The following is a 25,008-nucleotide window of genomic DNA, read 5'->3' on the forward strand; positions in this document are numbered from 1 at the left end:
GTCCAAGACCGTCTTTCCAGGATCCGCCACAGCGGGATATGAAAAATACAGACCTAGTCCCTCTAATCCTCCGTATTCCGATCATAACCCTCAGCTAATGTTAACATATCTGCATGCTTTATGGAAAAGAAAGATTGACGAAATTCCAAAATGTGCGCCTGTGGTGGACACTATCCAAAGTTGGCCGGGTGTATCGTAACTTTAGTCCGGTTATGCTAGAATAGAAACGAAACACATTTATATAGAGAAATGGTGATAACGATGTCCAAAACAATTGAAAATACACGGGTCGTCGTTGGCATGTCCGGAGGTGTCGATTCTTCCGTCACCGCACTGCTGCTGAAGGAGCAGGGTTACGATGTCATCGGCATTTTCATGAAAAACTGGGATGACACGGACGAGTTCGGCCACTGTACTGCTGAAGAAGATTCAGAGGACGTACGCCGGGTTTGCGAACAGATCGGCATTCCTTACTACACTGTCAACTTCGAGAAAGAGTACTTTGATAAAGTATTTTCCTATTTCCTTGATGAATATAAGTCGGGTCGGACTCCGAATCCTGATGTCATGTGTAATCGTGAGATCAAATTCGGCGAATTCCTGAACAAAGCACTGGATCTCGGCGCTGATTATGTGGCTACAGGCCACTATGCTCGCCTCATTGAAGAAGATGGAACGTTCAAACTGCTGCGCGGTGTGGACAGTAACAAAGACCAAACGTACTTCCTCAATGCACTGAATCAGAACCAGCTGTCCAAAGCCATGTTCCCGATTGGTCATCTTCCAAAACCGGAAGTGCGCAAGATTGCAGAAGCGGCTGGCCTGTACACCGCGAAGAAAAAAGATAGCACAGGTGTCTGCTTCATCGGCGAGCGCAACTTCAAAGAGTTCCTGAGCAACTATCTTCCTGCCAAAGGTGGAGACATGGTTGATATTGCAACCGGAGAAGTGAAGGGCCGTCATGATGGTCTGATGTACTATACGCTTGGACAACGTCAAGGTCTCGGCATCGGCGGTTCCGGTAATGGTGAACCCTGGTTCGTGGCAGACAAGGATCTGGAGAAAAATCAACTGCTTGTCGTTCAAGGCGATGCACATACAAGCCTGTATTCAACCGGTCTGACTGCAACAGGTGTAAACTGGATCGCAGGTGCAGCACACTTGCCTAACGTACCATTCCGTTGTACCGCCAAATTCCGCTATCGTCAGCCGGATCAGGGTGTAACCCTGACATGGCAGGAAGATGGCAGCGTGGATGTACAGTTTGACCAACAGCAAAAAGCGATCACGCCTGGTCAAGCCGTTGTGTTTTATGATGGAGATGTATGTCTCGGCGGCGGAACGATCGATCAGGTTCAAAAAGTGCCTGTACCGGCGCTGCAATAGATTCAATAACAGAAATGAATCCATCCCCATATGCATTTTGCACAATACCCTGTATTCCTATAACAAAAGCCATCTTTCATGTATACCATGACGGATGGCTTTTTTCCTTCTTTTTCCTGCAAAAAAAATAATTATTTTCACTTATGCAGCCAGCCACACCCCTGCAAAAGAGGCCGCAACCCCCAGCAGTACCGAACTGGTGACGTATATAACTACTCTTAAGTAACGTTCCTGCCCCATCAGACCAAGGGTTTCATAACCAAACGTAGAGAATGTGGTATACGCTCCGCAAAATCCAGTACCCCCTATCACCCAGACTGCGTCTGGGATTGAAGCTGACTGATGCCAGCCATAGAGCAATCCAAGTAACAGAGAACCACTGATATTAATAACCCAAGTCCCCCATGGGAAGGCCGTTCCAAGCGAACCGGATATCCATCGACCCAAACTGTAGCGAAGCACTGCACCCAGCATTCCTGCAAGACCAATCCAGATGATCATGGTGCAACACCATCCTGCGTCGGTTTACCCAGCATTCGCTGACCAACCTTAATCCCCAATGCACACAGTAATAACCCTGCGAGTAGACTCACAACGAGGTATATAGCAGCCTTCCCCCACATTCCTCCTTCAGATAAACGAACCATATCCATAGTAAAGGTGGAGAATGTGGTAAATGCCCCGGTAAACCCTGTACCAATCGCAAGACGAAGTTGAGGCGTTATTTTACCTGGAACAGCTATGGTGAAGAACCAACCCAAAAACAGGCTCCCGATGGCATTGATCAACAGCACTGCCCAAGGGAAGTCTTCATTGGCTGCTGGCATCCATAACTGTATCCCATATCGGCATAATGTACCCAAAATTCCACCGATTCCAATATAGAATATTTCTTTCATCGTTCAAGCATCTCCCGGGTCATCGATCTTACAGCTCTCTGCGCCGCTGCTGGTTTAGACGAATCTTAGATTCATTGCCTTGTTCCGTTGCTTCATAGAAAATACGGCGTGAGAGCTGTTTCGGTAAATATTCCTGCTTCACATAATGACCCGGATAATTGTGCGGGTATTGGTAGCCTTCATGTCCCAACTTCACTGCACCGGAATAATGGGTATCCCTCAGATGAAGAGGGACTTCAGCCGATTTCACCTCATCAATGGCATTCATCGCTTTTGAGATCGCAGTGTAGACCGCATTGGACTTCGGACTTTCAACAGCAAACAGGATCGCTTGGGCAATGTTCAGCTTGGCTTCAGGCCAGCCATTATTGCGATAAGCATCCAACGCCCCAATGGCCTGGGTCATCGCTTGCGGATTCGCAAGTCCAATATCTTCACTGCTCGCTGCAATCAGACGACGTATAAACGTCATCGGGTCCATGCCCAGCTTCTCTACCGCATACAAAAACCAGAACAGTGCTGCATCACTGGAACCCCGGATGCTTTTATGAAATGCCGACAGTACATCATATTGTGTCGATTCATCTGCCTTCACAATCGGACGACGTATGGATTCTTCAGCTACATCAAGCGTAATGTGAATCGAGCCATCCTTCTCTGGCGGTGTAGTCAGTGCAGCAAGTTCCAAGGCGTTCAGCGCACGCCGAATATCGCCATTTGCCATCGTCGCAATATGCTCCAATGCCTCGTCGTCTGCCTGCAGGTCCATGAATCCCAAACCTTTATCCGCATCCGCCAGTGCCCGGCGCATCGCAATCAGGGAATGCTCTTTGTTCAAAGACTCCAACTGAAACAGCGTGGAACGGCTCATCAAGGCTCCATTCACATAATGAAAGGGGTTCTCTGTCGTAGCACCGATAAAAATAATCGTGCCCTTCTCTACTGCAGGTAGCAGCGCATCTTGTCGTGAACTATTAAACCGGTGTACTTCATCAAGAAACAAAATGGTTTTTGTTCCGTACAACTGCTTGTTCGTTTGCGCCTGCTCAATGACTTCACGTACATCTTTAACGGAAGCATCCACCGCATTCAGACGGACGAACTGCCCTTGGGTATGCTGGGAAATAATATGTGCCAATGTCGTCTTGCCACATCCCGGAGGACCATAAAGCAAGATAGACGAAATCTGATCCGCTTCAATGGCGCGCCGAAGCAATTTCCCCGGTCCTATAATCTGTTCTTGCCCAATATATTCATCAAGCCGCTCAGGCCGCATTCGGTCAGCGAGCAGTCTTGCTTGAGGTTCTGAATCTTGCTGAAACGAAAATAAATCCATTGCTCATCACTTCCTTAACGGATTGCCTTTACTTGTTCCTTAATAAATCCTGATTAATCGCTATTCTCTATCATATCATACTCCCGCGGCAGCATACCCATAAATGCGCCGAGCGCACTGCTGACAAAGGCATCCTTGCGAGTAATAAAATGAGTCATCATACGATTCATGCCTGCCGGGAGTGTGTGCTTGCGCAGTAATCCATTTTCGATCTGATGCCGAATGACGATTTCGGGTAACAGTGAAATTCCCATGCCAGATGTAACCCCGCTAATAATCGCTTCAAGGGTTCCAAATTCCATAATGACCGGACGGGTTACACCGCTAACCGATAACCATTCCTCCAAAATCTGACGATATGAACATCCCATGCTGTAGACCAGAATCGGTTTACTGGTGAGTTCTTCGGCTTCCGGTCCCATACCGGAGGAGACAACGAATAGTTCTTCATCAAATACGGGAGTAGAAGCAATATCAGGGTGATCACATGAACAGCCGATAAACGCCCCTTCCAATTCATACCCAATAACCTGATCCATAAGCACTTGGGAGTTACCTGTAGTCAAAGATAAGGAGACAGCCGGATGCTGTTTATAATATTTCGCAAAAAGTTCAGGTAAACGTACCGCTGCGGCAGTCTGCGTGGAGCCTATGCGTAGTGGTCCAGAAGGTTCAATTGTAGAGCTCAACGCTTTACCAGCCTCATCGAGCAGGCCTACAATTTTATCCGCATACGTCAGCAGCATCTCACCTGCTGGAGATAACGTCATCCCCCGATTATGACGAATAAACAGCAGTGTCCCTACTTCGGATTCCAGATGTCGTATCCTTGCTGTCACATTGGACTGCACGTAACCAAGGCGCTCCGCAGCTCGGGTCAGATTCCCTTCTTGTGCGACACATTGAAATATCCTTAAATCCCCACTTTCCATAGTAAACCTCCCAAATAAAACTATATCCATTCAGACATCATTTAAAATGATATCTAATCCATTAACAATCATTATACAGTATATCTGCTTCGAGCTACAATCGGGGTAATCAGAACACAGCAACTTACTACTCGCTGAGTTCACTTAAGGAGTGTTAATAATGATGAACTGGACGAACACTGTAGCTTTGGTAACCGGAGGTGGTACGGGTATAGGCCGAGCTACCAGTATACTGCTCGCTAATCGTGGAGCAACCGTTGCCGTCAATTACTCCCGTTCCCAGGATGAGGCCGAAGAGACTGTACAACATATTCTGAATGCGGGAGGTCAAGCTTTTGCAGTTCAGGCTAATGTGGGTTCAGATGTCGAGGTTCGTCAAATGGTAGCCTTTATCACTAATAAAGTTGGCCCTGTGACCGCACTCGTAAATAACGCCAGCATTACGCATCATATCCCAATGAAGGATCTGGAATCCGTAACGGATGACATATGGAATGAACTATATGACGTTAATGTTAAAGGCATGTTTTACTGCGCACGAGCTGTAGCGAAAGGAATGCAGCAGGCAGGTCAAGGCGCAATCGTTAACCTAGGCAGCATAGCTGGCAGCACAGGATCTGGGTCCTCCCTTCCTTACGCAGTTTCCAAAGCAGCAGTACACGGTTTGACGAAGTCTTTGGCACACTCGCTATCCCCCGATATTCGGGTTAACGCTATCATTCCGGGTGCAGTCGCAACCCGATGGTGGGCAGGAAAGGAAGAACAAATGCATCGTCTGGGTGGTGAATTATTGTTGCAGCGAATAGCGGCAAGCGAAGACATTGCACATATGATATGCGCCGCGTTGGAGCAACCATCCATGACCGGGCAACTGATTACAGTAGATAGTGGTCAGACGTTATGAGCACGATAAGCAAAAGGGAGGAATCCTGATGAAGCCTTTAAAATATACGTTGCTGATCCTTGTTACAACTCTCATCATGGGAACCTCGTTTCCCGTAGGCAAAATCGGTATGATGTATGCTCCTCCCTTTTTGTTAATGGGACTTCGCTATATATTGGCAGGAGCACTACTTGCATGGCTCATCAGAAAACGCCCCATGCCTGTGGGGTGGAAACAGTGGATGCAAATCGCCGTAATCGGTCTGTTCCAGTCGGCGGGAGTGATGGGCTGTGCCTACTACAGCATGAACTGGATCAGTTCGGGAGAGTCCGCCATAATCACCTTTACGAATCCGTTGCTTGTCATCATCTTGAGTGCTGCTCTATATGGTGTGTCCTATCGTTTTAGCCAGTGGACCGGTGTGATTCTCGGATTTGTCGGAGTGGCGTTGACCTTTGGATTCCATCTGAGCTTGAGTCCTGGGACATGGATTGGGTTTGGCGGCGCTGTCTCCTTTGCTGTATCCACGTTGCTCATTAAGCGCTGGGGAGCTGCTCATGATACATTTGTACTTACCGCTTACCAAATGCTCGCTGGAGGGGCAGTACTGCTTCTACTGAGTGTGTTTACAGAGCAGCCTCATTTTATCGTAAATACAACGTCCATCGTTGTCCTGGTTTGGCTGACAATTTTCTGTTCCATCATTCAGTTCACCCTCTGGTTTTATTTGCTGCAGAACACAGATCCGGCCAAAACCAGTTCCTTTCTTTTTCTGGCACCGCTGTTTGGACTGCTGTCGAGCTTCGTCTTGTTGGAAGAGCATGTCGGCTGGATTGTGGGTGCAGGTGGGGTAATGATCTGTCTGGGCATTTTCCTGGTTAACCGTCAACCCGCCAGGCATAAGTCGGTTTTGGATAAACCGGGTTTGACCCAACGTACACCTGCAAGTTAACCAGCAGAAGAACACTGCGAAACTTTAGGTGAGCCACTCGAAAATAATACTCATCTTAGAACGTAGAAAGAGCATGGCACTTTTAACAGCGCCATGCTCTTTCTATATTGATGCTATGTTCAACAACAAAGGGTTCACTCTGCCTCGCTGTCAGGCCAACCCTGAATGGCAACAGACTCGCCTTCCGTATTGTGGGTTGCAGCAGCATAGTCTGGCAATTGGCCGTCGTGGAATAACCACAGTTCGTGCAATGCCCGTGTACAGCCAACGTATAACAGTTTCGCATCACCCGCATTGGGCAAATAGTGTTTATCATCGCTATCTGCTACGATAACTGCATCAAACTCCAACCCTTTCGACAAATAGACAGGTAAAACGGAGTGACCACCTGTGTACTGTTTTTTGCCGCCGTCAATCAAGTTCAGATCCCAGCCTGCCGCCTGGAGTTCATGATGAAGCTCCTTTGCCTCACGCAGGGTACGGGTCAGAATGGAGACTGTACGATAGTCTTTGACCGTTAAGAGCTTCAGAGCCTGTTCGAGGCTTGCTGTGCGCCCTTCTCCCCCATAGGACAATGTCCGTACGGGATCACCACTCCGGAATACAGGAATCGCCGTAATCCCGCTCTTGACTCCCCGCTCCAGAATCGTATTGGCATAATCGATAATTTCCATCGTCGAGCGATAACTCCGCGTCAATGCAAAGTATGCGTTCTGTTCCTCGGGAAACAGCGAACTCATCTCTTCCCACGCATGAACACCACGGTACTCATGAATACCTTGGGACAGATCCCCCAGTATGGTGAAAGAATGCCCCTTGACAAACTGATCCAATAACGCCACATGAAAAGGAGAAAAGTCCTGCGCTTCATCAATAACAACGTGATCGAATCGCTCTGAGCCTTCAATATCATGAACCAAGGTATGAATGTACACCAATGCAGGCAAATCTTCTTCACGGATGATATCCTGCTTCAGATCTATTGCCGTTTGCTTCATTACCAATTTGGGAATAAGCCCGCTGAGCGAGGCAGGTACCGAACCACCTTTAACAACTTTGAACAGCTGTTTGTATAGCGTAAGCGGTTCATATTGAGGCCATTTTTTGGCGTAGGCCTTCTCACGAGTTGCCGCTTTCTTTTTACGCTCTTTGCGAACGGCTTCCGGGGAAGGTTTCTTGAGTTCCATCTCAATCCAGCGGTGAATACGCGCCATAACCCGCTCTTTGCGTTTCGCTAGCGGATAATGTTTGTACTCTTCCCCGAACCAGTTCTCAATCTCGGCTTTGCTGAGCACTGCACCATCCCATGGACTGAAGTCCATATCAGGTACGGATTCCTCTTCCATCCCGGACAGCCACTCCCGGATCAGTTCCATGAAGCGAATCGAGCCTTTATAGCGCCCAGGCACATCATCATTGAGTTCAGGACGTGCATCCGGCGTTTCAAACCAGGTGTTCAATGTCTCCGACGTGTCCGCCAAAGGAAGGTCCAGCCCCAGCAGGTTCATCGCCCAATCGGGGAATGTACGCTGCTGAATATCCCCCACACCGAGCTCCGGAAGTACATCTGATATGTAATCCAGGAACATGTGGTTGGGTGCGAAAATAACCATCTTCTCCGCAGATACCTGCTCCTTATACTGATACAGCAAGAAGGCAAGGCGATGCAGAGCCACGGTTGTTTTTCCCGATCCGGCTACACCCTGAATGATCAATGCGGTGTTTCTCGCCGCACGAATGATCTGATCCTGTTCCGCTTGAATGGTAGATACGATATCACGGAGCTTGTTGTCCTTGTTCTCTCCCAGTCGATACACAAGAAATTCATCTGATACGGCTGGCTGGTCACTGTCCCGATCGTACGTATCCGCCACACGTTCCAATATACGCTGCCGAATAACAACGTTTCGTTTCAGATAAACCAGGCCCTCAATGAGTCCCTCTGGGGCTTCATACGTTGCGGAGGCTTCCCCTCCGGTAAATGAGTAAAACAGGCTTGCGACAGGAGCACGCCAATCGATGACGAGCGGATGCTCTCCCACCTCTTCGCGGTCTACGCCGATTTTGCCAATATACAGCGGTTTCCGTGCACCACTGCCCTGTTCTTCGAAATCCAAGCGTCCGAAATAGGGTTGCTGCGCGCTCTTGGACAAGGCGGTGCGGCGCTCTTCACGTCCGGCTTCCAGCACTTGTTCTGTGAAGTCGTGGCCGGTGTACACCGGAATATTCTGCAGCCGTTCCAGCTGACTATCCACTTCCTTCATCGTTCGCTCTAACCTGTACTCTTCTTCTTGATAGGCACTTTGAAAGCTGTCTGACATGTTTCAGTTACCTCCTAAGAATATGTTTTCTGCATAGCCAATCACTGACGACACAAAAGGATACCCACTATATCATATTGATGTACAAAAAGCTACAGTAGCCTGGATAGCAAAATGAAAGAAACCGCTGTTCCTGTTCTCAAAGAACAGATGAACAACGGTCATCCTTTCACATCATTCCGGCTCAGAATCCGGCTTCCCATCCTGTGCCACAAACTGTTTCTGTGCCAGTTCACGGTATACCGGATGGTGGCTAATTAGCTCCGCATGTGTACCGGTTCCCGTAACATGTCCCTGTTCCAGAACAACAATCTGATCAGAGTCGACAACGGTGGACAATCGGTGTGCAATAACAACCGTTGTTCGTCCTTCCATCAGGTTAGACAGGGCTTGCTGTACTTCATGTTCCGAGGTGCTGTCCAGACTAGACGTCGCTTCGTCCAGCATCAGAATATCCGGGCTGCGCAGCAGTGCACGGGCAATAGCGATCCGTTGGCGTTGACCACCCGAGAGCTTGATCCCCCGTTCCCCCACTTCCGTGTCGTAGCCCTGAGGCAGTTTATCAATAAAAGCTGAGGAATACGCCATTTCTGCCGCCTGTCTAATTTCGTCCATACTTGCCTCACGGCCCAGCCCGTATGTCATGTTTTCCTTAATTGTGCCTGCCATCAGAGGGCTCTCCTGTGATACATATCCAATCTTGCTTCGCCAGGAGGCTAATGAATATTCCGTTATGGCTTGTCCACCATACGATATACTGCCCGACTCCGGAAGATAGAACTGCTCCAACAGGGAAAACAGCGTTGATTTCCCGCTACCGCTCGGCCCAACAATGGCCGTCACTTTACGGGCCGGAACGGTCAGATTGATCCCATGCAGTACCTCTTCCCCTGTTACATAAGAGAAATGCAGGTCGTTAAATGTAATCGTCTCATTGCCTTTTGGAGCAATTGCTGTGCTATGACGCGGTTCTTCTTCATGTGCCAGAATAGCCTGAATGCGTTCTGTCGCACCGACAACCTTTTGCAGACGTGAATACAGTGTCGTAAATTGCCCCATCGGCATAATCACCTGGAACAACAACAGAATGAAGGCGACCAGTTCACCCGGAGACAGCAATCCAGAAGCTACCCGCATGCCGCCAACACCCAGAATAACAACCAGTACAGCCGTCATGACAAACGTAAAGAGTGGACCGATCAACGCCAAGATCCGAGCTTCCTGTAGTCCAAAAGCAAACATCTTCCCAATACGGGAATCGCCTGCTTCCGCCTCCTGTTTCTCCGTTCCATAAGCTTTCACCAAACGAATCTCGCCAATGACTTGGCTGAGCACCGAAGTAAGACCTGCCATTTCGTCCTGCTGCTTTTTGGAGATTTTGTACATTTTACGACCAACAGGCAACAGAATCAGTAGCGTTAACGGCACCAGACTCAGAATAATGAGTGACATGACCCAATCCAGATAGAAAAGCAACGCTACCCCGCCCACAACCGCAACGATATTGGATACAAAAGAAACGAGATAATCCGCAATTAGCGTCATAATCTGACTCGTATCATTCGTGATTCGACTCATCGTATCACCCGTACGATTCCGGTCGAAATATGGCATCGGCAAGGATAATACCTTGTTCCACAGCTTCGTTCGCAATGTCGCAACCACTCGTTGACCTGCATAGTTCAACATATAGATGCTGATGCCTGAAGCGATGGCCTGAATAACAAATGCCCCCAGCAGCAGGAAAATAACGGACTTGTTCAGCGCAGACATCGTAAGCCCATCAATCAGGCCTTTGGTCATCAGCGGGACAATCAGTCCAGCTGTTGTCTGAATGAGTGTCAGGATCAACGCTATGATCAGAATAAGCTTCGGTGGATTAGTGGCAGCAATCAGCTTCACAAAATCCTTGAATCCTTTTTTTCCTATTTTCGATTCAGCTTGACCTGCCTGTTGTTGCTCTTCCATTTCCGTTCCCCCGTTCTCCCCTTGTTCACCAGAGATCATACGTACGAACTTACATTACGTTTCCTGTCTTTTACAATACCCCATGCAGCACGAAATTGGCCAAAAACAGGATGGCAATACCGTACATGACTTTAGGCACCTGTTTGCCCTGACCCGCCGCCAGCTTCGCCACCGGATACGCAATGAATCCAAATGCCATACCGTCCACGATGCTATAAGTAAATGGAATCATGACCATGATCAGAAAAGCCGGAAAAGCCTCCGTGAAATCACGGAAATCCATGTCCTTCACATCTTGTACCATTAAGCCGCCAATAATGATCAAAATAGGTGCAATAGCACTGTCCGGAATATAACCCAACAGCGGAATAAAGAAGAACGTTGCACCAAACAGCACTGCGGTAACCAGTGGAGTCAATCCTGTACGCCCACCTGCTGCTATACCCGCTGTTGTCTCAGCCGCAGCTACAGTAGGACTACTGCCAAAAATTCCGGCAAAAATATTCGAGATCGACAGAGCCCGTAAACTACCCTTAAACCTTTGGGGGCGCCCAATAAGATGGGTTTGGGCTGTAATCAGGCCAATGTTCTCAAATACAACAATCAGCAACAACAGAAATACAGCAATCCAGAACGATAGATCCACCAGATTTGCGAAGGACAGCTGGGCAAATAAACCGCCGTATTGATGCAGTGCTTCTGTGGCAGACACAGGATCACCTGGTTTTACAGCACCAAGCACATAAGCTAGTCCTGTTCCCGCCAAAATACTGATCAGAAGTCCACCCTGTACATTGCGTATAAATAAAATCAAGGCGATCACAAGAGTAACACAGGCAGTGATCACTCCAGGATCATTAAAATGTCCGATCGCCACAAATGTGGTCTGATGTGCGATGACGATTCCGCTTTTTTGCAAACCAATGAACGTCAAGAACAAGCCAATCCCCACCGTAATACCATGCTGCAGGTTTTTCGGAATGGCCTCACTAATCATTTTATATAACGATGTAAAGGCTACGATTGCAAACAGCACCCCGGTGACGGATACAACCGCCAAGGCTTCCTGCCAGCTCAATTTCATCGAATGTACGAGTGTGTAAGTGAAAAAAGCATTGATGCCCATGCCAGGTACAACGATAATCGGCGACTTACCGCCAAATGCCATCAGCAAACAACCTGCAATGGACGTCAGCAAAGTACCCACCATAGCCGCCTGTAGCGGCATTCCGGCATCAGCCAGAATTGTTGCATTGACCATTACGATATACACCACGGCAAAATAGGAAATGGCCCCCGCCACAATTTCCTTCTTCCACTGGTCTCCTGGCTCTAGGCCAAGTCGTCTGGTCATCCATCCTTGTTTCATTCGTTCTATTCCCCTCTCTCTCACGCTGCCATTTCTCTATGTATTTATCATCATTTCGCACAGCATCACATATCATACACGCTTTTGGGATTGAAGTACATCACGTAACCCTGACATTTGTTAAGGTTTTGCGCATGCAAAAAAGCGCAGGTACCTTGTCGGTACCTGCGCTTTTCCAATTACAACAGATTACTGCTGCTTATTCTCTGCAATTTCGATCAGTTCCTTGACGGCCACACTGACCATAATCAGTCCGGCTACCGGAGGAACGAATGCGTTACTCGCAGGTGGCTGTTTGGCCTTGCGAATTTCGGGCGCATTCTCGGGAACGATTTTCTGTGTTACATCTTCGCGTGGTTTGAGCGGCTTTTCGGTTGAAAAGACCACTTTCACACCTTTTTTAATACCGTCTTTGCGAAGTGTCGTACGGACAACACGAGCAATCGGGTCCATGGTCGTTTTCGAAATGTCCGCAACCTGGAATTTCGTCGGATCCATTTTGTTTGCCGCACCCATGCTGGAAATGACCGGAATCTTCCGTTTCAAGCATTCCTTGATGAGGTGAATTTTGTAAATTATCGTGTCGGAAGCATCCAGCACATAATCCAGCTCATACTTGAACAATTCCTCATACGTTTCTTCCGTATAAAACATATTCAGTGCGATCGCGTCGCACTCCGGATTGATGAGCTTCACCCGCTCTACCATCAAATCTGCTTTTTTCTGACCAACGGTCGTGGTCAAAGCATGAATCTGACGATTGATGTTCGTGATGTCCACTACGTCTTTATCAATCAGAATGATACGTCCAACACCACTGCGAGCGAGAGCTTCCACTGCAATACCACCCACGCCGCCGATACCGAGCACAGCTACTGTACTATTTTTCAAGGCGTTCAGACCTTCAGGTCCGATTGCCAGTTCTGTTCTTGAAAATTGATGGAGCATTGAGAATCGATGCCTCCTTTATTTCTTTTCCGCCACCGGTTTACGGGCTACGCGGATGTGAAGTTGTTCCAATTGGGAGTTATCTACTTCAGAAGGTGCATTCATGAGCAGATCCGTTGCACTTGCCGTTTTCGGGAAGGCAATCGTTTCACGCAGATTTGTGCGACCTGCCAGCAGCATCACCAGACGGTCGAGACCAAAAGCGATTCCGCCGTGTGGAGGTGTTCCGTATTCGAATGCCTCGAGCAGATATCCGAATTTCTCGTTGGCTACTTCTGGAGAGAGTCCCAGAGCAGTGAACATTTTTTCCTGAACATCACGTTTGTAAATACGCATCGAACCGCCGCCCACTTCATAACCATTCAGAACGAGGTCATAGGCTTGAGCGCGAATAGCACCCGGATCTGTGTCAAAAAGATGTACATCTTCGTCTTTAGGACGTGTGAACGGATGGTGTTCTGCTACATAACGTTTGGCATCTTCATCATACCCGAGCAATGGGAAGTCCACAACCCATGCAAATTTGAATTTGCTGTCATCGATCAGGCCCAGTTGACGACCGATTTTCAGACGAAGTGCGCCCAGTACATCTGCAACCACTTTTTTGGTGTCAGCAGAGAAGAGCAACAAGTCGCCTTCTTCAGCGCCAGTACGTTCTTTGACTGCTTCGATCTCTTCTGGCGTAAAGAACTTCACGATTGGTCCTTTGAACTCGCCATCTTTGACTTGAATCCATGCCAATCCTTTTGCACCGTAACGCGCTGCGAATGGACCGAGGTCATCGATTTCTTTACGGCTCCATGTACCACAGCCTTTGGCGTTCAGAACTTTCACTTCTCCACCTTTTTCGATAACAGAAGCAAATACTTTCACACCACTGTTTGCTACGATATCGTTCATTTCTACCAGTTCCATGCCAAAACGCAGATCCGGTTTGTCTGAACCGTATTTACCCATTGCATCTGCATACGTAATCCGTTGGAAAGGCAGTTCCAGCTCAATACCTTTCGTTTCACGCAGCAATTTGGCCATCAGCTCTTCCATCATTGGCAGCAGGTCATCCTGTTGCAGGAAGGAAGTCTCGATGTCGACTTGGGTGAATTCCGGTTGACGGTCCGCACGCAAATCTTCATCACGGAAACAACGAGCGATCTGATAGTAACGCTCAAGTCCGCCGACCATCAGCAATTGTTTGTAAATTTGTGGGGATTGCGGCAGGGCGAAGAATTCACCTTCATGCACACGGCTTGGTACGAGATAGTCACGCGCACCTTCCGGGGAGCTCTTGGTCAGGATTGGTGTTTCTACTTCAACGAATTCTTCTCCATCCAGATAATCACGGAACACTTTGGATGCTTTGGAACGCAATTTCAATGTTTCAAACATTTCCGGACGACGCAAGTCCAGGTAACGATATTTCAAACGAAGGGACTCGTCGACTTCCACACCATCTTCGATGAAGAATGGAGGAGTTTTTGCCGCGTTCAGTACTTCAATCTCGGTAATTTGGACTTCGATTTCGCCTGTAGGCAAGTTTTTGTTTACGGTCTCTTCGTCACGTTTAACAACTTTACCAGTTACCGCGATAACGTACTCGCTCCGCACTCTGTCAGCGATTTGCAATGCTTCGCCAGAGTAAGCCGGGTTGAAAACAACTTGTACAATTCCGCTGCGGTCACGCAGATCGATAAACAGTACGCCCCCCAGGTCACGGCGGGTCTGTACCCAGCCGTTTAATGTTACGGTCTCACCGATGTGTGCGGGTGTTAATGCGCCGCAATGATGACTTCTTTTCATAACCAAACTCCTCTTATGTGAATTTCCGTTCTGTATGGGCGGGCAGAGCCCGCTTTTCAACAGTGCGGTTGCGTGAAGACGATTTTATTCAAATGGCATGTTACCTCTGACTCGCCAACTTCCGATTAATCGGAAACATTGGTGTACCTCAGTAATTTTGCCGGATCAATTGTTGCTATTTTACAGTTTCAAACTCGTGCTTATTTACTTCCGCGTATAGCTGCTACCAGATCATCGAGCTTCACGGTTTGTTGTTCACCTGTATCCATGGACTTCAGGGCAATCTCCCCGCGCTCCAGCTCATCATCACCCAAAATGGCAGTGTAACGGGCTTTGAATCGGTCGGCTGATTTCATCTGGGCTTTCATCTTGCGACCGAGATAGTCGCGTTCACCGGACAGACCGGATTGACGAAGCTTAAACAGCTGACGGTTGACTTCACGATCGGCTGCTTCACCGAGAGCAACAAAATATACATCCAGTGGAGCAAGGGAACTAACATCAATGTTCTGGTGTTCCAGAATCAGTTGAATGCGCTCCAGACCGATACCAAAACCAATACCAGGCTGATCCGGTCCACCTATATCTCCAACGAGGCCGTTGTATCTACCGCCGCCGCCGACTGTATCAATCGCGCCAATGCCTTGAGCTTTCAGTTCAAAAGCAGTCAATGTGTAGTAATCCAAGCCACGTACCAGACGATTGTTCACCGCGTAATCTACGCCAAAATCATCCAGATACTCTTTCAGCTTGGCAAAGTGGTTCAATGATTCTTCATCCAGACTATCCAGTATGGACGGTGCCCCTACGAATTTGTCCTGATCAACTTTGCAGTCGAGCACGCGCAGCGGATTACGTTCCATCCGGGATTGGCAGTCCTTGCACAGGCTTTCCTTCATCGGTCTGAGGAATCCAAGCAATTTTTCGCGATATTCTGCACGGCTAGTTGGGTTACCCACCGAGTTGATCTCGACTTTGACATCTTTCAATCCCAGTTCTACACACAGTTGATACCCAAGTGCAATGACTTCAGCATCGATCGCTGGATCAAGGGCTCCGATGGCTTCTACACCGAACTGGTGGAACTGACGCTGGCGACCTGCTTGCGGACGTTCGTACCGGAACATCGGACCGATGTAATAGAGCTTGCTCACATCCGGTTCGCCATAAATTTTATTTTCCACATAAGCGCGGACAACACCCGCTGTACCCTCCGGACGAAGGGTCATGCTGCGGTCCCCTTTATCATTGAAGGTGTACATTTCTTTCTCAACAATATCGGTTGTCTCACCAACGCCACGTACAAATAAAGAAGTCTGTTCGAAGATCGGTGTGCGAATCTCGCGGTAATTAAAACGGCGACACAGATCACGCGCTTTTTCCTCTACGAACTGCCACTTTTCCACAACACCAGGCAATAAGTCCTGCGTTCCAGTCGGTTTTTGAAAAGCCATCTTTTATCCCTCCAGCATCTATTTTTCTCTGTATAATAAGTTGTTCCAGGACTGTTACACCTGCCCACTCCGATTGCAGTACCATCTTCCGATCGCTGTTATCCCCAGATTTTTTAATTCAATTTTCAATGGGGAAATCCGGGGATAGCATATGCTTCCGAAGCAGCTTTCTTTCAGAAAGCTTTTAGCCGAACGCTTCGCTTCTACAGATTGGTTCTGCAATCTCCGTTATGGTATAAATGTTAGGATCAACTTATATAACAAAAAAATCCCTCGCCCTGTCGCTGTATACACAGCAAACAAAGGGACGAGGGATTGTGTTTACACATTCACCCGTGGTACCACCCACATTCCGGAATCCCTGACACTTTCGCCGTTCAGGTGATCATGTGATGATCTAAGGTTGCTCCAGGCAATCCGATCAAACAGATCATTCCGCTCTACGTATAACGCACGCCCTGCGCAGGCCAGCTAATAACCATCAGATGTAAATCTAATGTGTTCGCTGTCTGTTCTCGGAGAAGTCATTCGTCCGCTCATCAAGAGAATCCTTACAGCCAAGGGATTCTTCTCTGTTCATGTGGGCACGGAGTACTTGGTCCCGTCATCAAATCATCAAGTTATATGATTACATGTTATTATATAACGTTTAAAGTTAATTTATTTTCTGATTGTAATGAACCGCAGTGCTAAAGTCAAGGGTTAACACAAAAAGATAGCACTAAAAAAAATTCTCACACGCCGTACGGTATGCGGAGTCCACAGAAATCAAGGCTAATAGAAGCTGGATTCATCCAATGAATTCCAACTTCTATTGCCTTCTTATATCTCTATTGTTTCAGCATCCACTTCAGCAGATCCGGCACACTCGCCCATAGGCGGGAGTGCATAATGACATATTCAATCGCTTCGTCAGAATTGCCCATTCCGACAAAATCAGGGAGGTTATGCGGCAGCTGCTTCAAACCCAGCAGATAATCAGGCACATGGTTGTTCACACCTCGAGCCACACGGTACAGCATTTTGAGCTGGGAGGTGATTCCGTTCTTCTTATACTCCAGAATGATCTGGTCATAGGTAAAGGCGGCTGCAGCGTCATCTTTCCCATACTTCTCCAGCAGTTGCTCTGCCTGCTTCAATTGGTTACTGTACAAATACACAGCAGCGAGCAGGTAACGCGCTCCGGTATTGTCTTCCGTATTAAGCTCCAAAATATGCTCCAGGATTTGTGCCGCTTCGTTGGCATCTCCGCCAAACCAGCAGGATTCGGCGTAGCTTTTGCATATCCGGATATATGGACGAGTCTCATGAAGCGCCCAGAAGTGCCCCTTGTTCTTCTCAAAAAACAGTTCGCCCAGTTCGCGTTCGCCAGCAGCGATTCCAGCCTTGAGGTAAGCTCGTGCATCAGACTCATTGTCCGATTCCTCAGCCAGAATACGATATGCATCAGAGCTGTCAGAATACATCTCCAGGGCCGTTTTCGCCAGCTGTATTCTGCGTTTGGAAGAACTGGCTTCCATCGCCTTATGTAGCAGAGCCTGCGCTTTGTCCTTCGATGTACCTGGGCTGTTCAGAATCATCAGCTCGTCCGTTTCGCCACCCATGCCGTATTCTTCGATGTATTCGAATATCTCCTTAACCTTTCGGGAAATCGTTGATGTCGTTACCTCATATTTATCTGACAGCTCAGCCTTCGAAACATTGAAGCCGTATTCCTCAGACAGCAAGTACTCGATTGCAGCAAAGAACGAGCCTGTCTTCTTCACAGTAGGGCGGGTCTGACGGGAATAGCCATTCCATAGCACCAGAGCTTCCAATATCAGCTCCCGCTCGTAATGGTTCCTCATGTTCTCAATAAGCTGCAGGGCCAGCTGTTCGTGAGCCTGATGCTCCCATTTCAGTTCGCGCTCCACCATCTTTTTCAGTTTGGTCAAGGTCAGTTTGCTCTCAGGCTGAATCGAGGCTTCCTGGACATGCTGCTCCGTTGATATCAGCCCCAGTATGGATTCTACCGCAGAAGGCTCCTTGCCCAGACAGCATTTCTTATATTTTTTCCCGCTTCCGCACGGGCATAAATCATTTCTTCCAACCTTACTCAAAACTAATTCCCCCTTAAATCTGTCACTAGCCATTCGCATGAGAACACTGTTGCTTTAGCATTATAGGTGTCATTTCTCAAACGAGGCATTCTATATAACTTACAATTTCTAGCATCAAGCAGAAACGGTTGCCGCCCTTATATAAGGGCGGGGCCGTTTCAGCGAGTATATGTTCATCTAGAATATAACGATCACTCTGGCGATGAATTCCTCATACTCTCGATCATAGGATTGGATTTGCCTGAGCCCAATCGCTGGAAGCTTGATTTACCGTCCAATATAGCCCAACTATGAAAACAATGCGCTTTATAATACATAAACCCATTTCTCTATTCTAGCAAAAAATTTAAATAAGGGGTAAGCTTCGCCCAAAACATATAAATTCTCATTTCAAAAAAAAAACCTGCACACGGTGTGCAGGCTCAAAGGATATATAAAAAAAGGGGGTCATGTGTGTTATTATAAACGGGCTATGTTAAAGGCTTATGTAACTAATATTACAGTAATATTACAAAAATGATAGCGCTTTATAATTTGTTGTTTTCTCCATTATAAAAGCCCCTGCAGATGGCCCTGACATGGAAGTCAGACCCTGCAAGGGCTTCATTCTACATATTAATTCAATTCTTCCACATAAGCTTGGTTGGAACGAAGTTTATGAATGATTTCCTCATAATCCTCATCCCTTACTTTGGCAGACAAAACATAATGCAGATCGTCATAATCAGCCGAGGACACATCTGCAGCATCCAACAGATCGCCATCCTCATTGACATTATCTCGTGAACCTCGCTCCGTATCACGATCCACATTGCTGACGACCGGGATTACATTTTCGCTGGCAGGAACCCCAGGTGCTGCACCCACACCCATGGCTCCATTGGTTCCTACGCCACCCGCTGTGTTATAAGGCACCAGAGGTACCATAATCCGTTTGTCTCTGCCAACCGCGCTATCCAGTTGCCCTACTTCCAAATGCTCTGTACGGAACGTCTGAAGTGAGGTTCTTGCCCCCTCTGCCTCGTCCTCGGTCCGAAAATACGCCTGAATATGTTTTGTCATGTCAAACCCTCCTTTATCGGAATAAACGCGTGATGAAACGAATAACTTAGGAGCTTTGAGCTTCAATCTTCATTTTAATCAGTAATCACATTATCGTACGGTCCGCCCCAAGTCATTAAATGACTTTTAACAATTCGCGGACAAATGCCGGTTCATCGGCAGGCGTACGGGATGTAATATAATTTCCATCTACAACAGCTTCATGATCCTTGAATTCTGCCCCTGCGTTCACCATATCATCCTTGAGCGGAGGATAGGATGTAATCGTACGGCCTTTCAACAGATTCGCACTTGCCAGAATTTGCGGACCGTGGCAGATCGCCGCGATAGGTTTCTTCGCACTGTTGATCTCCGTTACAAATTTCAGGATATGTGCGTCTGTACGCAAATTTTCAGGAGAAGATCCACCAGGAATGACAACTGCGTCGTAATCCGAAGCCGAGACCTCAGCGATCGCTTTGTCCGAAGTATAGGAGGCTTTACCACCTTTACCTTTCAGCGTCTCTCCTGCTTTCAAGCCGATAATTTCCACGTCGTGTCCGGCTTTTTTCACCTCATCATATGGGACCTGCATTTCCGAATCTTCAAAATCATTCGCCAATAAAAAAGCAACTTTACTCATAACGTATGTTCTCCTTTCCGTGTTCGAAATTTCTTGAAATCGGGTATTCGCAGAAATTGTTGGTGTACATTTCTTGTTCATTGCCCGTAATAAATACTGAACCTGGCACGCCATCGTGCCTCGTTCTGTTATTACCCTAACCAGAGCCGTTTATAACATGACGAGCCTGTATTATTTTGACTTTGATCAGGCGATCCGATTCATCAACAGTTAGGTTCCATAACAAAAAAAGCCCTGATTCGATCATCGAATCAAGACTTTTCATTCATTCCAAATGGTCAGCACTCAGTCACGCGGAAGACGGCTCTGCTCCCCTTTGTCTGAATCCTGAAGGGCCCAGATCGTTGTTGCACATTCGGCAGCAGCACGAGCAAGCTTCAGGGACTCATACAGGTTTCCAGGCAGAAGCAAAGGTTCTATTCGGGAACGTGTTTCCTTGACGGATTGGCGCATAATGGGTGGGATACTCCTTTGATCATCTTATGTTAATGAACCGAATTATCCCTCATTATGGCCTGTTCCCCAATCAATTATGCATGCGTTTCTTGACGAATAGGGCTTTCGAGCATTAAAGTCACCGGTCCCCAATTCGTGAAAGTCACATCCATCATCGCTCCGAAACGTCCGGTTTCCACCTGAATTCCTTTATCACGTAACAGCTGATTAAACGTTTCATACAACAATTCTGCCGCTTCAGGTCTGGCTGCAGCTGCAAAGCTTGGGCGTTTTCCTTTGCGATAATCTCCGTACAATGTAAATTGTGAGACAGATAATACAGCCCCGCCCACATCGATCAGACTGAGATTCATCTTTTCCTGCTCATCTTCAAAGATACGAAGTCCAGCGATTTTGTCTGCCAAATAGATGGCATCCTTCTCCGTGTCCTCATGTGTAATTCCCACGAGCAACATCAATCCGGATTCAATTTTTCCCGTCAGTTCTTCTCCAACGGTCACCTGAGCCTCTTTACAGCGTTGTACAAGCACCCTCATCTTACAGGCTCCTTACTGCATAATCCGATGCACAGAATAGACATCTTTCACCCGTTTGATCCGTTCCACAACCGAATGCAGATGCTCCGTATTACGAATCAGAATTGTGACGTGCACCAATGCTAATTTATTTTTATCTGTACGTCCGGTGACGGCAGATATATTGGTTTTACTTTCGGAAACAGCCTGAAGCACTTCATTGAGCAAGCCGTTGCGATCATGGCCCGTAATCTCAATATCCACGCTGTAGTTGGCTTCAATATTCTCTTCCCACTCGACTTCAATGACGCGAGCTGCTTCTTCCCCATCCGTACTAGACGGAATATTGGGACAGTCCGTTCGATGCACCGAAACCCCACGTCCACGTGTAACATACCCGATAATAGCATCCCCTGGTACAGGGTTACAGCAGCGCGCAAAACGTACAAGCAAATTGTCTATACCTTTGACACGGATGCCATTCGTCGGACGGTTTTTGCGTTCAGGTGCAGGCTTCAGCTCACGCATTTCGGAGTTCAGTTCAAGCAAGCTGGATTCTTCCTGCTCCTTGCGTAGTTTCTCCGTTGCTTTGGTCACGATCTGTGCAGCCGTAATACCACCGAATCCAACAGCTGCGAGCATATCCTCAATATCATTGAAGGCATACTTTTTGGCTGCTTCCTGCAACTTATCGTCCGTCATCCAGGCAGAAGGATCAAGTCCCATGCGCTTGAGTTCACGTTCACAACTGTCGCGTCCTTTTTCAACGTTTTCTTCGCGCCGTTCCTTCTTGAACCATTGCTTAATCTTCGCTCGTGCGTGAGAGGATTTTGCAATTTTGAGCCAGTCTTGGCTCGGTCCGTAAGAATGTTTGGACGTCAAAATTTCAATGATATCGCCTGTTTTGAGATGATAATCGAGCGGAACGATACGACCATTTACTTTGGCACCAATCGTCCGATTACCCACCTCTGTATGAATTCTATATGCAAAATCCAATGGAACAGATCCAGTCGGCAATTCGATAACTTCACCTTTTGGCGTGAATACAAACACCAGATCCGAGAAGAAATCCATTTTAAGGGATTCTACAAATTCAGACGCATCCTGCGCTTCATTTTGAAGTTCAAGGATCTCGCGGAAGAACGTAATTTTATCTTCAAAATGGTTTCCGTTCGCAGCGCCTTCCTTGTAGGCCCAGTGGGCAGCAATACCGAATTCAGCGGTGCGGTGCATATCCCATGTCCGGATTTGGACTTCAGTCGGTTCACCATTCGGACCTACGACCGTGGTATGCAGCGATTGATACATGTTCGCCTTCGGCATCGCGATATAGTCCTTGAAACGTCCTGGCATCGGTTTCCATAACGTGTGTATAATTCCGAGGGTAGCATAACAATCCTTGATGTTATCCACAATAATACGAATCGCAAGCAGATCATAAATCTCGTTAAACTGTTTGTTTTTCGTAGTCATTTTTTTGAACACGCTGTAGATGTGCTTAGGGCGACCCGACAGATCTGCCTGAATTCCCATCTCATCCAGCTTGCTTGTAATACCGTCCATAACCGTATCAATATATTGCTCACGTTCTGCACGCTTTTTGTGCATCAGGTTTGCAATTCGGTAATATTGCTGCGGATTCAAATAACGGAGGGCGATGTCCTCCATTTCCCATTTGATCGCAGAGATACCCAGACGGTTCGCAATCGGACAGAAAATCTCCAACGTTTCATATGAAATCCGGCGCTGGCTTTCTTCCGACTGAAACTTGAGTGTCCGCATATTATGCAGACGGTCAGCCAATTTGATCACGATGACACGGATGTCCTGCGCCATGGCGATGAACATTTTGCGGTAGTTCTCGTTCTGCTGTTCTTCCTTGGAGCGGAACTGAATACGTTCCAGCTTCGTCAAGCCGTCAACAAGCATGGCACACGTATTGCCGAAATGATTGCGGATTTCTTCAAGTGAAACCGTAGTATCTTCTACTACATCATGAAGAAGCGCTGCAATTATGGAGATGGTGTCCATCTGCATGTTTACAACAATATCGGCAACCGCAAGCGGATGCAGAATATACGGTTCTCCCGATTTTCGCGTCTGTCCATGGTGGGCCTGATCAGCAAATTCGTAAGCTTCTCGTATGCGCACCAGATCGGGTTCTTTGATATATGCCCCGGCCTTCTCGAGTAATTGCTCTATGCCCATTCTGATCTGTTCCGTGTCCTTTCTATACAAAATGGAACCCGTGACATAATATCAACACAGGTTCCCCGTAAAAGTAATTTCCTATAATTATGACGCTTCGCCCGTTTCCCGTCAACTACTGACGAATAAGAGCACATATCCATTTTTTTTATACGTTATGTGTCATTCCTCAAAGATGTTGCCCGATATTCAACGGAGGTTGGAAATCTTCCTCATTTATTATGTATTATTACCGTTATTTACCGAAATAGAAGGATCAATTCGCAAAATAAAAATGGTTTGGTGTGCTTAGTTGAAAAATGTTATTGCTAAATGAAGAGAAACTCTGTACTATATTGAAGATTTGTGTTTCGGAAAAAAGGAGATGAACATTCATTGCAACGTGAAATTCAGGTTAATCAAAAAATGCCGCTTGGCTCAGGCTCACTGCTGAGTCTCCAGCATTTGTTCGCCATGTTTGGCAGCACGGTACTCGTGCCGAACCTGTTCGGTGTCGATCCAAGTATGATCTTACTTATGAACGGTATTGGAACATTGTTGTACATACTCATGTGTAAAGGGAAAATTCCGGCCTATCTTGGGTCAAGCTTTGCTTTTATCGCACCCGTGTCATTTGTGTTACTCCAACACCCCGATAACGGTTACTCCATGGCGCTTGGAGCGTTCATCGTAACGGGAGTTGTATTCTGTCTCGTGGCTCTTACCATCAAATATACCGGAACAGGCTGGATTAACGTTGTTTTCCCACCAGCGGTTATGGGCGCAATTGTAGCGCTGATCGGTCTCGAGCTTGTACCTGTGGCAGCCGGAATGGCTGGTCTAATCAATTCGAACCCTGCTGAGAACCCTGACTGGGTTCCTCAAGCCAAACCGATTATTTTAGCCATGGTTACTCTTGGTATCACTGTTATTGGTGCAGTAACCTTCCGTGGGTTCCCCAAGATCATTCACATTTTAATCGGGATTGTATCCGGTTACGTGCTTGGATACTTTATGGGTGAGGTAAAAACCGAGAATATAGTGAACGCTGACTTTATCTCACTGCCTACCGTAACGACACCGACATTTGACTGGTCTGTCATCCTCACCATTTTGCCTGTCGCACTTGTTGTCATTGTCGAGCACATCGGACATCTGCTTGTAACGAGCAGCATTGTAGGCAAAGATCTATCCAAAGACCCTGGTCTGCATCGCTCCCTGCTCGGGAACGGCGTTTCAACCATTCTTTCCGGTTTCGTTGGATCCACACCGAATACAACTTATGGTGAGAATATTGGGGTTATGGCTCTGACCCGAGTTTACTCGACGTATGTTATTGGCGGCGCTGCCGTTATCGCGATCGTGCTTTCTTTCTCAGGTACGTTCTCAGCACTTATAGCTAACATTCCTGTTCCGGTTATGGGTGGTGTATCTTTACTTCTGTTCGGAGTTATTGCGGCATCCGGTTTGCGTATTCTGGTCGAACAGAAAGTGGATTTTGCTAAACCGACCAACCTGTTGCTAACTACCCTTGTACTCGTCATCGGACTCAGTGGTACTGAGATCACGTTTTATGGTGTTCATCTCAAGGGAATGGCTCTGGCAACCATCGTCGGAATTCTGCTGAGCTTGTTGTTTAAATTATTTGAAGTACTGGGTTGGTCGAATGATCAAACGGAGAAACAGCCTTTAACCGAGAAAACTCCGGATTGATTGATTTCTTGCCGACTGGTTTGAACGGACAATGTTTATTCATTCTTCATTTTATACATCGTACAACGCAAAAAGCCTGCTCTCTCACCTTTATGGGTCGAGGGAC

General features: G+C 47.3%; 20 protein-coding genes. 4 read left to right on the forward strand and 16 right to left on the reverse strand.

The window, feature by feature from the left end; genetic code table 11:
• Positions 1-261: 261 nt before the first annotated feature.
• Positions 262-1,386 (forward strand): tRNA 2-thiouridine(34) synthase MnmA, encoded by a 1,125-nt coding sequence (gene mnmA / locus ACDJ58_RS23040; RefSeq protein ID WP_413373122.1) that lies wholly within the window; start codon positions 262-264, stop codon positions 1,384-1,386.
• 141 nt (positions 1,387-1,527) lie between these two features.
• On the opposite strand, the gene crcB (ACDJ58_RS23045) is transcribed toward mnmA, so the two are convergent.
• The 4 genes from crcB (ACDJ58_RS23045) to ACDJ58_RS23060 are packed head-to-tail and all read right to left on the reverse strand — an operon-like array spanning position 1,528 to position 4,553.
• Positions 1,528-1,887, reverse strand: a complete 360-nt coding sequence (crcB, locus tag ACDJ58_RS23045) for a fluoride efflux transporter CrcB (protein WP_413373123.1) — start codon at positions 1,885-1,887, stop codon at positions 1,528-1,530.
• Positions 1,884-2,285, reverse strand: a complete 402-nt coding sequence (gene crcB / locus ACDJ58_RS23050) for a fluoride efflux transporter CrcB (protein WP_413373124.1) — start codon at positions 2,283-2,285, stop codon at positions 1,884-1,886. Before crcB (ACDJ58_RS23050) ends, crcB (ACDJ58_RS23045) begins: the two co-directional genes overlap by 4 nt.
• A 28-nt stretch (positions 2,286-2,313) precedes the next feature.
• Positions 2,314-3,621, reverse strand: a complete 1,308-nt coding sequence (locus ACDJ58_RS23055; protein ID WP_413373125.1) for a replication-associated recombination protein A — start codon at positions 3,619-3,621, stop codon at positions 2,314-2,316.
• A 53-nt stretch (positions 3,622-3,674) separates the two neighbouring features.
• On the reverse strand, positions 3,675-4,553 hold the full coding sequence (locus tag ACDJ58_RS23060) for a LysR family transcriptional regulator (protein WP_413373127.1): 879 nt from the start codon (positions 4,551-4,553) through the stop codon (positions 3,675-3,677).
• A gap of 163 nt (positions 4,554-4,716) precedes the next feature.
• On the opposite strand from ACDJ58_RS23060, the gene ACDJ58_RS23065 reads away from it, so the two are divergent.
• Positions 4,717-5,457, forward strand: a complete 741-nt coding sequence (locus ACDJ58_RS23065; RefSeq protein ID WP_090809980.1) for an SDR family NAD(P)-dependent oxidoreductase — start codon at positions 4,717-4,719, stop codon at positions 5,455-5,457.
• A 28-nt stretch (positions 5,458-5,485) separates the two neighbouring features.
• Positions 5,486-6,388 (forward strand): DMT family transporter, encoded by a 903-nt coding sequence (locus ACDJ58_RS23070; RefSeq protein ID WP_413373129.1) that lies wholly within the window; start codon positions 5,486-5,488, stop codon positions 6,386-6,388.
• A gap of 134 nt (positions 6,389-6,522) precedes the next feature.
• On the opposite strand, the gene ACDJ58_RS23075 is transcribed toward ACDJ58_RS23070, so the two are convergent.
• From ACDJ58_RS23075 to ACDJ58_RS23130, 12 genes are all read right to left on the reverse strand, one after another.
• On the reverse strand, positions 6,523-8,709 hold the full coding sequence (locus tag ACDJ58_RS23075; RefSeq protein ID WP_413373131.1) for a HelD family protein: 2,187 nt from the start codon (positions 8,707-8,709) through the stop codon (positions 6,523-6,525).
• A gap of 174 nt (positions 8,710-8,883) precedes the next feature.
• A complete protein-coding gene (locus ACDJ58_RS23080) occupies positions 8,884-10,677 on the reverse strand; it encodes an ABC transporter ATP-binding protein (protein ID WP_413373132.1) in 1,794 nt (597 codons plus the stop codon).
• Positions 10,678-10,747: 70 nt separating this feature from the next.
• A complete protein-coding gene (locus tag ACDJ58_RS23085) occupies positions 10,748-12,046 on the reverse strand; it encodes an NCS2 family permease (protein ID WP_413373133.1) in 1,299 nt (432 codons plus the stop codon).
• Positions 12,047-12,235: 189 nt separating this feature from the next.
• Positions 12,236-12,994 (reverse strand): ThiF family adenylyltransferase, encoded by a 759-nt coding sequence (locus ACDJ58_RS23090; protein WP_024633055.1) that lies wholly within the window; start codon positions 12,992-12,994, stop codon positions 12,236-12,238.
• Positions 12,995-13,012: 18 nt separating this feature from the next.
• The gene (gene aspS / locus ACDJ58_RS23095) at positions 13,013-14,791 is read right to left on the reverse strand and encodes an aspartate--tRNA ligase (protein WP_413373134.1); all 1,779 of its coding nucleotides are present in this window, start codon (positions 14,789-14,791) and stop codon (positions 13,013-13,015) included.
• 200 nt (positions 14,792-14,991) lie between these two features.
• Positions 14,992-16,245: a histidine--tRNA ligase gene (hisS, locus tag ACDJ58_RS23100; protein ID WP_413373135.1), complete on the reverse strand. Its 1,254-nt coding sequence runs from the start codon at positions 16,243-16,245 to the stop codon at positions 14,992-14,994.
• 830 nt (positions 16,246-17,075) lie between these two features.
• Complete coding sequence (locus ACDJ58_RS23105) at positions 17,076-18,344, reverse strand: SEC-C metal-binding domain-containing protein (RefSeq protein ID WP_413373137.1); 1,269 nt, start codon at positions 18,342-18,344, stop codon at positions 17,076-17,078.
• A gap of 615 nt (positions 18,345-18,959) precedes the next feature.
• The gene (locus ACDJ58_RS23110; protein ID WP_053779113.1) at positions 18,960-19,406 is read right to left on the reverse strand and encodes a hypothetical protein; all 447 of its coding nucleotides are present in this window, start codon (positions 19,404-19,406) and stop codon (positions 18,960-18,962) included.
• A 115-nt stretch (positions 19,407-19,521) separates the two neighbouring features.
• The gene (locus tag ACDJ58_RS23115; RefSeq protein ID WP_053779112.1) at positions 19,522-20,028 is read right to left on the reverse strand and encodes a type 1 glutamine amidotransferase domain-containing protein; all 507 of its coding nucleotides are present in this window, start codon (positions 20,026-20,028) and stop codon (positions 19,522-19,524) included.
• 285 nt (positions 20,029-20,313) lie between these two features.
• On the reverse strand, positions 20,314-20,481 hold the full coding sequence (locus tag ACDJ58_RS23120) for a hypothetical protein (protein WP_160319650.1): 168 nt from the start codon (positions 20,479-20,481) through the stop codon (positions 20,314-20,316).
• A 77-nt stretch (positions 20,482-20,558) separates the two neighbouring features.
• Positions 20,559-21,020, reverse strand: coding sequence for a D-aminoacyl-tRNA deacylase (gene dtd, locus ACDJ58_RS23125; protein WP_413373139.1), 462 nt, complete (start codon positions 21,018-21,020; stop codon positions 20,559-20,561).
• A 12-nt stretch (positions 21,021-21,032) separates the two neighbouring features.
• On the reverse strand, positions 21,033-23,210 hold the full coding sequence (locus ACDJ58_RS23130) for a RelA/SpoT family protein (protein ID WP_413379795.1): 2,178 nt from the start codon (positions 23,208-23,210) through the stop codon (positions 21,033-21,035).
• Positions 23,211-23,585: 375 nt separating this feature from the next.
• Between ACDJ58_RS23130 and uraA the strand changes: the two genes are divergently transcribed.
• Positions 23,586-24,902, forward strand: a complete 1,317-nt coding sequence (uraA, locus tag ACDJ58_RS23135) for a uracil permease (RefSeq protein WP_413373140.1) — start codon at positions 23,586-23,588, stop codon at positions 24,900-24,902.
• The last annotated feature ends 106 nt before the right edge of the window (positions 24,903-25,008 follow it).

The sequence above is a fragment of the Paenibacillus taichungensis genome (genome assembly GCF_047302525.1).
Classification (GTDB): domain Bacteria; phylum Bacillota; class Bacilli; order Paenibacillales; family Paenibacillaceae; genus Paenibacillus; species Paenibacillus taichungensis_B.